11 protein-coding genes and 1 pseudogene are annotated in these 14353 nt (G+C 33.8%); 7 read left to right on the top strand and 5 right to left on the bottom strand.

Annotated features, from left to right (window positions below):
* Nucleotides 1-216: 216 nt before the first annotated feature.
* The 3 genes from IC220_RS01275 to icd all read left to right on the top strand — a co-directional run bounded on the left by IC220_RS01275 (nucleotide 217) and on the right by icd (nucleotide 5019).
* A complete protein-coding gene (locus IC220_RS01275; RefSeq protein WP_188152802.1) occupies nucleotides 217-2331 on the top strand; it encodes a WD0745 family porin in 2115 nt (704 codons plus the stop codon).
* A gap of 166 nt (nucleotides 2332-2497) precedes the next feature.
* Nucleotides 2498-3520 (top strand): hypothetical protein, encoded by a 1023-nt coding sequence (locus IC220_RS01270; protein ID WP_188152801.1) that lies wholly within the window; start codon nucleotides 2498-2500, stop codon nucleotides 3518-3520.
* Between the two features lie 68 nt (nucleotides 3521-3588).
* Nucleotides 3589-5019: an isocitrate dehydrogenase gene (gene icd / locus IC220_RS01265; protein ID WP_188152800.1), complete on the top strand. Its 1431-nt coding sequence runs from the start codon at nucleotides 3589-3591 to the stop codon at nucleotides 5017-5019.
* Nucleotides 5020-5057: 38 nt separating this feature from the next.
* Here the strand turns inward: icd and IC220_RS01260 are convergent, their stop codons facing one another.
* Entirely contained in the window at nucleotides 5058-6821 is a 1764-nt protein-coding gene (locus IC220_RS01260) for an ABC transporter ATP-binding protein (protein ID WP_188152799.1), read from the bottom strand.
* Between the two features lie 275 nt (nucleotides 6822-7096).
* Here IC220_RS01260 and IC220_RS01255 point away from each other — a divergent pair, with 275 nt between their 5' ends.
* From IC220_RS01255 to IC220_RS01245, 3 genes are all read left to right on the top strand, one after another.
* A complete protein-coding gene (locus tag IC220_RS01255; RefSeq protein ID WP_188152798.1) occupies nucleotides 7097-7747 on the top strand; it encodes a hypothetical protein in 651 nt (216 codons plus the stop codon).
* 84 nt (nucleotides 7748-7831) lie between these two features.
* Nucleotides 7832-8827 carry a pyruvate dehydrogenase complex E1 component subunit beta gene (locus IC220_RS01250; RefSeq protein WP_188152797.1) on the top strand — a complete coding sequence of 332 codons (996 nt, stop codon included), beginning with the start codon at nucleotides 7832-7834 and terminating at the stop codon, nucleotides 8825-8827.
* Between the two features lie 184 nt (nucleotides 8828-9011).
* On the top strand, nucleotides 9012-10613 hold the full coding sequence (locus tag IC220_RS01245) for a proton-conducting transporter transmembrane domain-containing protein (RefSeq protein ID WP_188152796.1): 1602 nt from the start codon (nucleotides 9012-9014) through the stop codon (nucleotides 10611-10613).
* On the opposite strand, the gene IC220_RS01240 is transcribed toward IC220_RS01245, so the two are convergent.
* From IC220_RS01240 to IC220_RS01230, 3 genes are all read right to left on the bottom strand, one after another.
* The gene (locus IC220_RS01240) at nucleotides 10610-11512 is read right to left on the bottom strand and encodes an aspartate carbamoyltransferase catalytic subunit (RefSeq protein ID WP_188152795.1); all 903 of its coding nucleotides are present in this window, start codon (nucleotides 11510-11512) and stop codon (nucleotides 10610-10612) included. The genes IC220_RS01245 and IC220_RS01240 overlap by 4 nt on opposite strands.
* 188 nt (nucleotides 11513-11700) lie before the next feature.
* Nucleotides 11701-12072: a DNA-directed RNA polymerase subunit omega gene (rpoZ, locus tag IC220_RS01235; protein ID WP_188152794.1), complete on the bottom strand. Its 372-nt coding sequence runs from the start codon at nucleotides 12070-12072 to the stop codon at nucleotides 11701-11703.
* A gap of 58 nt (nucleotides 12073-12130) precedes the next feature.
* Entirely contained in the window at nucleotides 12131-12424 is a 294-nt protein-coding gene (locus tag IC220_RS01230; protein ID WP_188152793.1) for a helix-turn-helix domain-containing protein, read from the bottom strand.
* A gap of 498 nt (nucleotides 12425-12922) precedes the next feature.
* Between IC220_RS01230 and ychF the strand changes: the two genes are divergently transcribed.
* Complete coding sequence (gene ychF / locus IC220_RS01225; protein ID WP_188152792.1) at nucleotides 12923-14014, top strand: redox-regulated ATPase YchF; 1092 nt, start codon at nucleotides 12923-12925, stop codon at nucleotides 14012-14014.
* A 177-nt stretch (nucleotides 14015-14191) separates the two neighbouring features.
* Here ychF and IC220_RS01220 read toward each other — a convergent pair.
* A pseudogene (locus IC220_RS01220) lies at nucleotides 14192-14353 on the bottom strand (IS256 family transposase); the annotation flags it as partial.

Here is a 14353-nt window from a genome sequence, read left to right as displayed (position 1 = left end):
ATACAAAGATTTAATACAAAGGTTGAAGATTTTAAATTTCGTGTTAAGTTAGAGTTAATCTATACGTGCAAAATTGTAAAAAGATTATTTTCTTGGTAATATTGGTATTGCATTTTGCTTCTGTTTTAGATATAAGGTAGTTTTAAGTTAACATTTCTTGAAATTTAATTATTTAGATAAGGTAAATTATTTTGAAATTTTTTTTGGGGGCAATGCATGAGAAAGTCTGTATATACTAAAACTGCCCTGGCTTCTTTATTAACTCTATATTCTTTTAGTGGCTTTACAGCTAGTGAAGAAGTGAAGAAGCAGGGTAACAATAAAACTTCGCAAGAAGTAATGAAAACATCAAACAAAAAGTTAAAAGCGAAAATGGATAGGATATGTAATGCCGATCCAGAAAAAAAAGCTAAAGAAGCTAAAAAGAGAGCTGAAGAAGAAGCTATGAGAAAAGCTGAAGAGGAGAAGAGAAAAGCTGAAGGAGATAAGAAGAAGGCGGATGAAGCTAAAAAGAAAGCTGATGATGCCAAAAAGAAAGCTGATGAAGAAGCTATGAAAAAAGCTGAAAAATCTAAAAAGAAAGAAAGTTTAAAGTCAGCAGATAAAAAGTCAGCAAGGAAGAAGCAAAAAGTGGTTGCTAAAACAGTTGAAACTGATGGCATGAAATCTGTTGCTAATAGAAACATCGAAAGTAAAGCAAAAATTGCTGATTGCGATGATTCATACTCGTGCTGTACACAAAAAAGAGGAGTAAAAATAACCTTTGGTGGTACTGTTGATGCTCAAGGGTATGGTAAGGTTTCTGCAGGAGAGAGCGATAAATTCAAGCACTACAATGTTATGGCAGGAAGAGCAGTAGATTATTATAGTGCAACTCCAGATAAGATTAAAGGCAATAATCCTCTTTTCCCTGAAGGAATAGGTAATATAGGTGACTATAGTGAACACATAGGTGCAGATGTGGATGCAACATTGCATTTAAGAGCAGAAAATAAAAATGAAGATTTGGGCTTAATTTATGGTGCTGACCTGCAATTTAATATTCCAGTTACCAAAGGGAAAGTATCTTCAAAAAACAGAGGTGCGCATGTATTCGTTAATTCAGAATATGGTGATGTAAGAGTTGGTTATCAATTTGGTCCTGAAGCACTGATGAGACTCGATGCAACAAAAATTGCAACTGTTGATGGTGCTGCAGATAGTAACTGGTTTAGAAGAGTTAACTTAGAAGGAAGTGCTGCGTCGTTTCCATTTTATGTAACACCACGCCTTTACACTGAAAGCTTTTCAAATGAAAGTGAGAAACTTGCTTTTCGTATGACTGGAAAGTACAACAAGGACATCATAAATGCTCTACCATTTAGAATTGCTTACTACTCACCAAGTTATATGGGTGCAAGACTAGGTGTCAGTTATTCACCACGTTATGACAGTGAGTTGTTCACTATATCAGAGTTAGGTGACACTGCTCTAAAAAGGGGAAAAAGACAGGCAGACGATGCACCACCTCCTAGTTCTAATGGGAGTGGAGAACAGTCTGCTCCTGGTGCTGGTCCTGTAGTTAATGCACCTCAACAACCTGGTGGTCAACAATCTACTATCGTGAAAAACCCTGTTCAAGGTGATCAACCTCAACAACCTGCCCAAGGTGGTAGTACTGTAGGTCCAAAACACGTTGGTCCAAACTATGAGCATATATTGAGTGCTGGTGTATCTTATGAATATGACTTCAACGAATATAAAGTTAAAGTTAAAGCTGCTGCAGTTGGTGAATATGGTTTCTCAAAACCACGCAATAAAGATAAGCATATGTACAGTGAATATGTTGAATATAATGATTTAATGGGTGTGAACCTTGGTGTCAGTGCTGATTATAAGATTGATGAAAGTCAAAGCGCAAAATTTGCGGCATCTTTTGCACATCTAGGTAAATCTGGTCAACCTAAAGGTATAAAAGCATTTGAACCTAAGACGCCGGAATATAAAGATATTGCTGATGCAGCTAGAGTAGCAGGATTAAAGCAATTTGATCACAGTACTATGTACTGGACTGCTGGTGCAGGTTATCAGTATGAAAATATCTACACAAGTTTAACCTACTTCGGTAGTTACATGAATGATAAAGACATGTTACACGATGTTGCACTTGGTGTTCAGTATGATCTATCTCCTGCTGGAAGCAAAAGCAAATTTGTTCCTTATGCAGCTCTGCATTACTTCAGAACTGATGAAAAACAAGATGCGACATACAAGATTACTTTACAAGGTAATAAGGAAGTTTCCCCTAACACAGGGTTCCTCCTACTCACTGGTGTGAAGTTTTCTTTCTAATCACTTCTTCTTTCCTGGATCCTAGTACTTAGTGCTAGGATTACAGGAGGTTTGATGCTGAATTTTAAGTAGATAAATTCTTAATTAATTAAATCGTTCTTATAATAATTTGACATATTATTGAAATAGTATTATACTATATTTAGTAATTTATTAAGGAGATTCAGTGTTAAGTGCTATAGAAAAAATCTATTCCTGGGATAAAACAGCATTAGCTAAAGTATTAGAAGATGCAGCCAAAGGGAAGGAAATTGATTACCCAGAGAGTGTTAAAGAAGAGTATACCCTAAAGATGAGACTGTATCAGTATGACACTATGGGTGTTAATCTACACGAAAGAAAGATACATAATACTATTACTTTATATGCTTTTAATTTAATTTGTAGAGAGTACCCTTTAGCTTTTCCTGTTTTGTTAAAATATCTCATCCATAATGATTTATTTAAAGATGCTAAAAATGATTTAAAAAAAATATCTCAAGAGCTGCAAAGTGTAATGGATCAAGATTTAAAAAATCTGGAAGAGAAGTTAGCGCAGAAAGATCAGTTAACGAAGGAAGATAAATCTCAATTCATAAGTGAGACTTTTGAAATTGCATCATGTCAAAAATACATGAAAGACCTTTTTAATGGTAAAAAAGTTACAAAAGATACTGAAGCAGGGACTTATTCACAAAAATACTATTCTATGCTGGAGAGTAAATTGACGGAAATGATGAAAGAGAAGATAAATGACTATGCTAATGATGATGATGCGATTAAAGATTTATACCAAAGCCTTAGTAATAAAGCAGAAAAGGTTGAAAGGTTAGACTGTATAATAGGTGTAGTACTTCTCACTTCCGCTCTCTTAACTGGTGCAGCTTACATTGCTACAATAGTGAAAGCATTTGTCGACGAAAATGACCTCATATTTGCAATGATTATACCCTCTGCTTGTATACTTTTTATAGGACTTGCAATAGCGGGTACAGTACGGTCAAAAAGAGTGGATGCTAAAGTAAGCCTTGCAAATGAATTGGAAGATTATATAGTAGGACCAAAATGCGAAGAGATTCACTACCCTGATTTGAGAGAGATGGATGTGGATGGCATATTAGGTGGGAAGCATGAAGAAGTTCAGTCCAAAATGGAGAATCCTGACCCGAATAAGGTGGGCAAGGATAACGTACTAAATGCTTCTCAGTAGGTCTATTGTAAAATTGACTACTTGTACTATTTAAGTTAACATATGGATGTTTATGATTAGGGGATATTATGTATATACCGGTTACAGTTGCGTATGGCGATGGCATTGGACCAGAAATAATGGAAGCAGTGTTGTCAATACTTCGCGAAGTAGAAGCAAAAATATCGATAGAAGTTATTGAAATAGGTGAGCGTGTTTATAATAAGGAATGGTCTCACGGAATTTCTCCGAGTGGTTGGGAATCAATTGAGAGAACAAAGATACTTTTGAAATCTCCTACAACCACTCCTCAAGGTAAAGGCCACAAAAGTCTAAATGTTGCACTCAGAAAAAAACTTGGGTTATACGCAAATATAAGACCGTGCATATCATACTCTCCTGTAATAGAAAATAAATTCGGCAAGTTTGATATTGTGGTAATACGTGAAAATGAAGAGGATGTATATACAGGAATAGAACACAGATTAACTGGTAACTCTTATCAATGTACAAAAATTATCACCCGATCCGGCTCAGAGAAAATATGTAAATACGCTTTTGAATACGCAAAAAAGCACAACAGAAAAAAGGTAACTTGTCTGACGAAAGATAATATTATGAAAATGACTGATGGCACTTTTCATGCAGCATTTGACCACATTGCAAAGAGTTATCCTGATATACAAGCAGAACACTATATAGTTGATATTGGAATGGCAAAAGTTGCAACAGAACCAGAAAATTTTGATGTTATAGTCACAGAAAATTTGTATGGTGATATACTGTCAGATATTGTTGCACAAACCTCAGGCTCTGTTGGGTTGGCTGGAAGTAGTAATATCGGTAATGAATATGCAATGTTTGAAGCAGTGCATGGCTCTGCTCCTGATATTGCAGGAAAGAAAATTGCTAATCCTTCTGGACTCTTGAACGCTGCAGTGCAAATGTTAATATATATAGGTCAAGCCAATACTGGAAAATTAATTTATGATTCATGGCTAAAAACTTTGGAAGATGGTATACATACTGCTGATTTATATAATAAAAAAATAAGTAAGAAAAAAGCGAATACCACTGAATTTGCGCAGGCTATTATGGATAATTTAGGAAAAAAACCTAAAATATTATCTGAGCTTATAGCTGGTGAAGATGTAAACGACAAGGTAATACATAAGATACAGAGTGAGTATACAATGGATTATAAAGTTAAAGAGTTAGTCGGTAGCGATGTTACTCTTGCCTGGGATCAAGCTAAAACCCTTGAACAAATAGTAATTTTATTTACATCATGTAAACTACAAGTTGTATCAATATATGCAAAAGGGCTTTCTGTCTGGCCAGAGGATTCTCAATGTATTAGCGATCAAATAACTTGCAGATTTTTTATAGTTGATGGGGAACACACCATCACAAATAATGATGTTAATGATATACTTCTAAAATGTGAAGAGAATAATCTTGATGTTATAAAAATGGAAAAATTATACGTGTATGATAAAAAGGTAGGTTTTTTTTCTTAAAGCACACTTGCAAATTTACAGATGAGCGCATTGCTGCCTTAGTATAAATTGTTTGATAGTGACATTTCATCTGATAAAAAACCTTTTACTTGTGCATTCCATAAAGCTTTGTATATTCCATTTTTGTTAAGAAGATCCTGATGTATTCCATCTTCTATGATTTTACCTTGCTCAAGCACTAAAATGCGGTCCATGTGCAATAGTGTAGATAAACGATGTGCAATTACTATGACTGTGGCTTTGCTTGCTGCAAGCATTACACTAAGTGATTCTTGTATCATTTGCTCAGTTGAAGTGTCAAGTGCAGAAGTTGCTTCATCCAGAATCAAGATAGGTGCATTTTTTAAAATAGCTCTTGCGATGGCAATCCGTTGACGCTGACCACCAGAAAGTTTCACACCACGCTCACCAACAATTGAGTTATATCCGTCAGTCATTTGCATGATATCTTCATGAATTTTTGCTTTTTTACATGCTTCAACTACTTCATCAAAGCTTGTGTCGTATTTTGCGATCTGTAAATTTTCCAAGATAGTTCTATGAAACATAGTTATGTCTTGCGGTATCACCGATATGTTTGCCCGTAGAGATTCTTGTGTAACATCGAAAATATTTTGGTTATCAATTAGAATTTGTCCCCTCCTCACATCAAAATACCTGAGTAAACACTTAATTATAGTTGTCTTTCCTGCACCGGAAACACCTACTATTCCCACCTTCTGGCCAGCTTGAATGTGTAAATTGAAATTGTGTAATACATCAGTTTGGTTATATGCAAAATACACATTATCGAATTTGATTTCTCCACGTACATTTGTAAGAGAAGTTGCATCTTTCTTATCTTTAACATCATAACTGCGATTAAAAAAAGAAAAGGATACCCTCATTGATACAATTGCTGGATTGATACTAAATAGTAAATTTGATAAAAACGAATCCAAATCACCATGTATATTGAGTGTAGTCATTGCAGCAAAAGCAAAACCACCTGCAGTAATCTGTCCATTTTGATACAGATAAGCAAGTAAACAGATTTGCGCTACATTCATTGTCATTACCATAATTGTGTCAGCATTATCCACCCAATAAGCATTAAACTTCAAAAGGGCCCTGCACCAATTTTGAAAGTGCAATAACGCCGGAGTGAGCTTTAATTTCAATTCCATCCACGTATTACCGATAACTTTTATGCTAAATATGTTTGCTATTGAATCATTTATTATGCCTACAACTTCTTGTTCTGCTGCAGTATACTTCTCCTGTAGCACTGCTTGTTTTTTTAGCAGAAAGAATATTACTGGCGTATAAATTATTATAAATACAAGCATTACCATAGCTGATGGTACACTAATCTTGAATAGAAACACTATGCTTATGGCAATGGTTGCTAGGTTATGCGTGGTATAGCAGCAATAGGTTATCACGTTAGACAAATTGTCACGAAAATCTGTGATCTTACTTGAGATCTCACCTGACAAGTGTGAGTCAAACCAGTGTAATGAATGACCAAGCGTTTTTGTGTATATGTCTTTTACAGTTTCAGCCATTATTGTAGGTTTAAACCTTGCATCCAACAGACGAGTGATAAAAAACATTCCATGATTCATTAATTTATAAAAAATAAATAACATAATTAATACTGAAACGTTAGAATTTACCTGAATGGCATCTATTATTTCTTTTATGCTATAATCAACAGCAATCTTCCATATAGATGCAAGTACTTGTAATACAAAGAGTGCACAAAAGTACGTTTTGTATTTCGCAATTATGGACTTGAGGAAAGTTAAAAATTCACTCATTTTTCAAGACTTTAGCTTTAATAGTAGTCTAAATTAAGGTAAAAGACAACAGCTAGATATACTGTAATTGCTATTGAGTATAGAATAAGTTCTTCAAAAATAATAAAAACTTTTACAGTAGGAGTAGTCTTATAAGCTGTTCGGACTATTATGAAACAGGCTATACTTTGCATACACTTTCTTAGAACCTTGAATAGCCTAAAATTATAATAATTAGTTGATTATATCTAAAAAACTTAATATAATAAGTAATTATAGTTATATATTTGAAAGCCATGCCACAAGACGATGATCTCGTTAGAAAATCATACTATGATATTGATGAATACACGGATGATTATAGTTTGAAGAAAAGTGGACTTACAAGACCAACAATTAATTTATTGGAGAAATGTGGAAGTAAAACTTTAGGAGGAAGAGTTTTAAATCTTGCAGTTGAACAGAATAATCGAGGTGTTGTTGAATTTCTTTTACACAATATTAACGAAGAACAATCAAAACTTGAGCTTGAAAGTGAATCATATAAGAAATATGTAACATTAGTGAACGAAGCATGCCGTATTAATGTCACATGGGACAAAGAAGGAAATAGATATAATATAATTATGTTATTTATGTGGCATAAAAACCAACGTGATATTGATGTCGAAAATAGAACAATGCTTCCGATAACACTTCAGGAGAGCAAAGATGATTTGTATGCCTCTCTATGGAAAGATGGGATTGGGGTGGTTATTACAGGAGCACTTGTTGTTGCTGCTATCATGCACCCTTCTACAGCTTTTAAAGCGGTTTTCGGCGCTTTGGCTACACTTGTTGCAATAGGTACTGGCTTGCATATAAAAAATTATACAGTGCCAAGTTATGTGGAGATGCAAAAAAATAGTGCTGAACTTGCAAGTCAACAAGAAAGAGTACATGCTTAATGTAGCTGTTTCATAATACTTTACTAAACCCTAACAATTTTGATATATTTAATGAAATGAAATTAAATTATAGATAGAATTAAAATGGCAAATTTAAGTGTAAGAGAAGCTTTGTGCATAGCAATTAGAGAAGAAATGCAAAATAACCCTAATGTGTTAATCATGGGTGAAGAAGTTGCAGAGTACGATGGTGCTTATAAGGTAACCAAAGGATTATTAAAAGAGTTTGGAGAAAATAGGGTAATTGATACCCCTATTACTGAACATGGGTTTGCTGGCCTTGCTGTTGGTGCAGCATTTGCTGGTTTGAAGCCAATAGTAGAATTTATGGCTTTCAATTTTTCTATGCAGGCTATTGATCAAATTGTAAATTCTGCAGCAAAAACGAACTACATGTCAGGTGGACAACTTGGTTGTTCTGTAGTATTTCGCGGACCAAATGGTGCTGCCGCAAGAGTTGCTGCACAACATTCGCAATGTTTTGCATCTTGGTATTCACATGTACCAGGGTTAAAAGTCATAGCACCCTATTTTGCTTCTGATTGCAGGGGACTACTTAAAGCGGCCATTCGTGATCCTAATCCAGTAATATTCCTAGAGAATGAAATAGCTTATGGACATGAGCATGAAGTGCCTGATTTTCAATTATCAGATAAGGATTACCTATTAGAAATCGGCAAAGCTGCTGTTATACGAGAAGGAAAGGACGTTACTATTACCGCTTTTTCATTGCAATTAATGCATGCTTTAGATGCAGCAGATTTACTAGCCAGTGAAGGTATTGAAGCTGAAGTTATTGATTTAAGGACTCTAAGACCACTTGATATTGAAACCATCATTAACTCTGTAAAAAAGACTAATAGGTTAGTCAGTGTAGAAGAGGGATGGCCATTCGCAGGAATAGGTGCTGAACTTTCAGCAGTTGTGATGGAGCATGGGTTTGATTATCTTGACGCTCCTGTTGTGCGAGTTACAGGCAAGGATGTACCACTGCCATATTCTGCAAATTTGGAAAAAAAGGCATTACCACAAGTAGAAGATATAGTTGAAGCTGCACGTCAAGTGTGCTTTAGAAAATAGATAAAGCTATTCTGATTGTTGTCAATATGCCCCTCAACTGAGCTGTACTTTTATGCATTTTCGGACGGAGACACCTACACTTTCTCTCAAAAATAAGACCACTTTTTTAACTGTTAGTAAAAAACATAGGCAGTTTTTAATAATTTCAATATAATTGCAGTTCTACTATCTATTAAACAAAGAAATGAGCTACTTTCAAGGGATAATAAGTTATACCTTATTGCTTCTTTTAGTACTGCTTTTCTCAGTATTTTTTGGTTATGGAAGTTATTTAGCTAACAATTGCTTATTGATATTTTTTGGTAATGATGGTTATTTAACTAACAATTACTTATTAATAATAGCATTAATTCCCCTTTTAGGTGCAATAGCTATCTTTTTAACTGGTAGGTGGACAAAAGTTAGTAACGGAATTACTGTTGCATCTTCTATACTGCTGTTTGTATGTACATGTATGTGTATCGCCTATTGGTTTTTGCTGTATGAAAATAATCATCAAACTATTCTAGTAGATTTTGGTAATAATTTGCATATCAGTCTGCAGATGGAATCAACAGGAATGATATTTAGTTTATTAATATCATTCTTATGGATATTAACTAGTATATATGCAATATGTTACATGCAAAATAACTACCCCGGCAGTAATTACTCGAATTTTTTATGTTATCTTTCAATATCAATAAGCTGTGCAATGTTTATAGCTTTTTCTGGAGATTTACTTACTACATTTATCTTCTATGAGCTTCTAACCATAAGCACTTATCCTTTAGTTACCTATTACTCAACTAATGAATCAATAATTGCCGGACGCTATTACTTGGGGGTATTGTTCTTTTCTTCTTTGGTGTTGTTTTTTCCTGCAATAGGGTTGTTATATAACGAATTTCATACTTTAGATTTTCAGCCTAATGGCATATTTAGATTTGATACTTCACTCACTACTTTTGCTGCAGTATGTTTTGCCATTCTAGTTTATGGAATCGGAAAAGCTGCACTCATGCCAATGCATTTTTGGTTACCAAAGGCAATGGTTGCACCAACTCCAGTAAGTGCACTTTTGCACGCTGTTGCTGTTGTAAAGTCTGGAGTTTTTATAATTATAAAAGTAATATTGTACACCTTTGGCGTTGATAATTTGCAACGTTTTGTAAAGCAAAGTTGGTTTGTTGGAGGATGGCTTTCTTATGCTGCTGGGTTTACTATTATCACTGCCTCACTGATAGCATTAAAACAAAAAGAGTTAAAAAAATTGCTTGCTTACTCTACTGTTTCTCAACTTTCGTATATTATACTATTTGCCTCTATATTTAATATGCTTAGCATCGAAGTTGCAGTTTTCCAATTGATCTGCCACGCATTTGCAAAAATCACTCTATTTTTTGTTGCAGGTAGCATAATAACAAAGACAGGGGAAAAATATATAGATAGAATGCATGGTATAGGGCGTAGCATGCCCATTGCTATGATAGCATTTACTATAGGTGCATTGTCTATGATAGGAATTCCACCAGCGCCAACTTTTTGGAGTAAATTATTTATTCTGCAGGCTGTTTTCCAGTCTGATAATACAATACTTTTTATATTTGTAGCTTTAGTGTTAATTACTAGCACTTTACTGAATGCGTTATATTTTTTACCTATAATCTATAACTCTTTTTTCTCTAAACCTTCTCAGAACTTCTTTATAAGGAAAACACCAATTTTTTTAGTTTTACCGCCGGTCATTACAGCTATATGTACTTTGATTCTTTTTTGCAGCTATGGTGCAAAGTATATACGTTAAGTTTGTTGAAAATTATAATAGTGCAACACTGCCTTGCGTACTGCTACCCCAAATTCTACTTGTTGCAAAATTACGTTGTCTGCTATGCTATTATCGATCTCTATTCCTCTGTTTATTGGTCCTGGATGCATCACAATTGCATCTGGCTTTGCGTATGATAATTTTTGTAAATCAAGTCCATATAAATGAAAATACTCCTTTTCTGAAGGTACAAAATAACTGTTATTCATACGTTCTTTCTGCAGTCTTAAAAGCATAATTACATCAGCATCTTTTATGCCTTCACTCAATGAATAGTACACTGTATCTACTTCAGAAAAATGCTTGCAGGTTAAAGTTGGTGGGGCAACCAAACTGACTGTTGCTCCTAACATCTTTAGCAGTCTTATGTTTGATCTTGCAACTCTACTGTGCAGAATATCACCACATATCACAACTTTCAAATTTTTTATCTGCCTTTTGTAATTACTTATTACCAAATAATCTGTCAGCGCTTGAGTTGGATGTTCATTACTTCCATCACCTGCATTAATTAACGAGCTTTTAACATGCTGTATAAAAGTGTCAATAATACCACTCTTTTGATGCCTGATTATCATAAAATCGCAATTCATTGCATTTAATGTTTTAATCATATCTTTGAGATTTTCCCCTTTATTGATGGAAGAGGATTTAATTGGTAAGGTTACAACATTTGCTCCAAGACTTTTTGCTGCTATTTCAAAAGATGTAAGTGTGCGTGTTGAATTTTCAAAAAATAAATTAACTACTGTTTTATTCTGTAAGATCTTATCATGAACATTTTCTTTGTTAAGATATATGTTAGCCAGTTTAATTATGTTTTCTATGTCATTGATTGTAAGGTCTGAAATTGTTAGTAAATTTTTTCTTTTATTCATATAGCTAAAGTAAGAAAGTTGTCCATATACCTTTAGAGCTGTTATCCGAGTAGCTAAACTAAGAAAAACAATGTAAACCTCAGTGTTACATACTAAAAAGGCAACCTGCTCCTGCTTGAATAGCACATACCTATCTAAACAAATATCTTTACTCTAAGCAAAAATCAATACTGTTCGCAGTATATCTATTATAAGGACTCTTCCTTATGACTACTTTGAGCATCTGTACCACTACTTTGAATACCTTGTAATTTCTCCTTAGAAAAATTCAGTAACTCTTGTAATTTGCCTTTACTGCTATTACAAGTGTTACCTGCATTTCCCTTCATGTACTCCTTACATCTACCTATTAACAAGTTAAATAGCTCATGAACACATACTTTTTTTTCTGCTATCTCATATAAGGCTACTACAACATTTTTATGCCCTTTAGACTTAACTACTTGAGCTGGATTACTTGCTCCTGTATTTAAATCATGCGTCCTTTGACTTGCTAATAAAGCCAACTTAAAATGATTATCAACCCGCTCTATACACTTTTCTACAATAAACTCTGGCATATGACTACCTTAATAAACCTTATACTATACCACAAAAAATAAAACGTCAACTTTATAGTTAATGTTCAGCTTCTTGTTTGAATTTTTTTGTTTCAGATTCTGATACTTGACCTTCCGCTATTGTGATAGTTATTTTATGGTTGAGCTTTTTAAGAAATACTAGCAACCTCTCTAAAGAGAATCCATCTATTTTACCATTTTTAATCTGTGACACTTTTGGTTGATCAATACCTAATCTTTCTGCAGCATGAGATTGAGTCCAAGTATTTTTTTCTATAACTTTTCTTATTATATCAAGCAGCTTTTTCTTTATTTCTATACTACCTAAGCTATTTAATGATATTATTTCCATAACCTTCCTTTAACTTAATTTTAATATTGAGTTAGCTTCATTAAAAACATAACACATTAGTAATATAAGCACCAATATTATATAACTCTCTAAAACCATATAATATCAATACTATAAATTTTAATTTTGCTACATTTCTATGTCTTCACTAACTTTTTAGTAACTTTAAAGTGTATCTTATATGAAAAAATCATTCATAGCAAGAATTAGTTGCACTTATAAGATCAATAATATAAAAAAAAGTATTTTTTAAATTCATCGTACATAAGAAATTTACATACCTAAATCTTGAAAGAGGTGTCTACTTTCATTTTTATAACTTCTATCATAAGGAGAGCCTTTTATCTTGATGTGTATCTTCAGAACGTGATGGATGGAAAAATTCTCATTCAAGAAAGAAATAGTATACCATAAATTTGTTAAAAGATTAATTATAAATGTGGTGAAATTTGTCAAATTATGTAATAGTAGGTTATATTGTAATTTTGCATAGTAAATATGAGTTTTAACTGCGGTATAGTTGGATTACCAAATATAGGGAAATCGACTTTATTTAATGCACTTACGCAATCAAATTTAGCTGAAGCTGCAAATTATCCTTTCTGTACAATAGAGCCGAACATAGGCAAGGTACCGATAAGAGATCAGCGATTGAAGCAGATTGCATCAATTGCTCACTCAGAAAGAATAATTTATAACCAATTAGAATTTGTAGATATTGCAGGTCTTGTGAAAGGTGCAAGCAAAGGAGAGGGTCTTGGCAATAAGTTTTTAAGCCATATAAGAGAGGTTGATGCAATTGTTCATTTATTAAGATGTTTTATAGATGATAATATTAATCATGTACACGACAAAATAGACCCGATATCAGATGCTGAAGTGGTTGAAATGGAATTGATCTTGGCTGATATTGATAGCATAGAAAAAAGATTACCTCAAATGGAAAAAAAAGCGAAATTAGGGAATAAAGAATTGAAAGCACAACTGGAGTTAATGCAAGAGGTGTTAGCTGTATTACAATCAGGTAAACCTGCAAGAAGCTTAAAGCATGCAAGCGAAGAAATGAAATTGTTGCAATTACTGACAACAAAACCCGTTATGTATGTCTGCAACGTTGAAGATAAAAATGTAATCAGTGGCAATATGTTATCCGATAAAGTGAAAAAAATGGCCGAAGAAAATGGGAGCAAATTTTATTGCATTTCAGCAAAACTTGAAGCGGATATTGCAACCCTTGAAAGCGAAGAAGAAAGAGAAAGCTTTTTGCTAGAATTTGGCTTGAAGGAATCAGGATTAGATTCAATTGCACGTATTATGTATGAAATCCTTGAAATGATAACTTTCTTTACTGTAGGACCAAAAGAAGCGCGAGCATGGCCGGTGAAACTAGGATCAACAGCAGATCAAGCAGCTGGGGTAATTCATACTGATTTTGCCAAAGGTTTCATAAAAGCAGAAACAATAAGTTTTGAAGATTATATAAAATATGGTAATGAAACAGCCTGCAAAGATGCAGGAAAAATGCGTTTTGAAGGTAAGGATTATGTTATTCAAGATGGAGATATAATGCATTTCAGATTTAATGTATAATGAACACTTTATATTAAATGGAAGTGTTAAATAAGTCATAAGTTAAGGAAAAGTGAGAGGAAAGTCAAGAAAGAGAAACAAAAATAAAGTATAAGCTTTCTTAGATGTATGGTCCCAGAATATGATGGAAATATAAGCAATTCGGGAGTGTTAAATAAACTGTGTCAAACCACATTTTTAGCTCAACTCAATTTTCAATCTTCCAGGAAAGAAAATGTCAAGCTGAGATATGGCTACTGCCCAATCATGCACAGGCATCGTCCATTTTTCCTCTGCCTTCTTTATAGCACAATATACCAACTTATACAAGGCATTTATGCTGGTAAATGAGCCCTTGGT

It is taken from the genome of Wolbachia endosymbiont of Pentalonia nigronervosa (genome assembly GCF_014534705.1).
Lineage (GTDB): Bacteria > Pseudomonadota > Alphaproteobacteria > Rickettsiales > Anaplasmataceae > Wolbachia.
Note: the sequence above shows the minus strand (reverse complement) of the source record. Positions and strands in the feature narration are given on the sequence as shown.

Coding starts and splice junctions, on each gene's coding strand:
- rpoZ (WP_188152794.1), bottom strand. CDS start 12,072: ATGCCAGAGTTTATTGTAGAAAAGTGTATAGAGCGGGTTGATAATCAT.
- IC220_RS01250 (WP_188152797.1), top strand. CDS start 7,832: ATGGCAAATTTAAGTGTAAGAGAAGCTTTGTGCATAGCAATTAGAGAA.
- ychF (WP_188152792.1), top strand. CDS start 12,923: ATGAGTTTTAACTGCGGTATAGTTGGATTACCAAATATAGGGAAATCG.
- icd (WP_188152800.1), top strand. CDS start 3,589: ATGTATATACCGGTTACAGTTGCGTATGGCGATGGCATTGGACCAGAA.
- IC220_RS01230 (WP_188152793.1), bottom strand. CDS start 12,424: ATGGAAATAATATCATTAAATAGCTTAGGTAGTATAGAAATAAAGAAA.
- IC220_RS01275 (WP_188152802.1), top strand. CDS start 217: ATGAGAAAGTCTGTATATACTAAAACTGCCCTGGCTTCTTTATTAACT.
- IC220_RS01240 (WP_188152795.1), bottom strand. CDS start 11,512: ATGAATAAAAGAAAAAATTTACTAACAATTTCAGACCTTACAATCAAT.
- IC220_RS01255 (WP_188152798.1), top strand. CDS start 7,097: ATGCCACAAGACGATGATCTCGTTAGAAAATCATACTATGATATTGAT.
- IC220_RS01260 (WP_188152799.1), bottom strand. CDS start 6,821: ATGAGTGAATTTTTAACTTTCCTCAAGTCCATAATTGCGAAATACAAA.
- IC220_RS01245 (WP_188152796.1), top strand. CDS start 9,012: ATGAGCTACTTTCAAGGGATAATAAGTTATACCTTATTGCTTCTTTTA.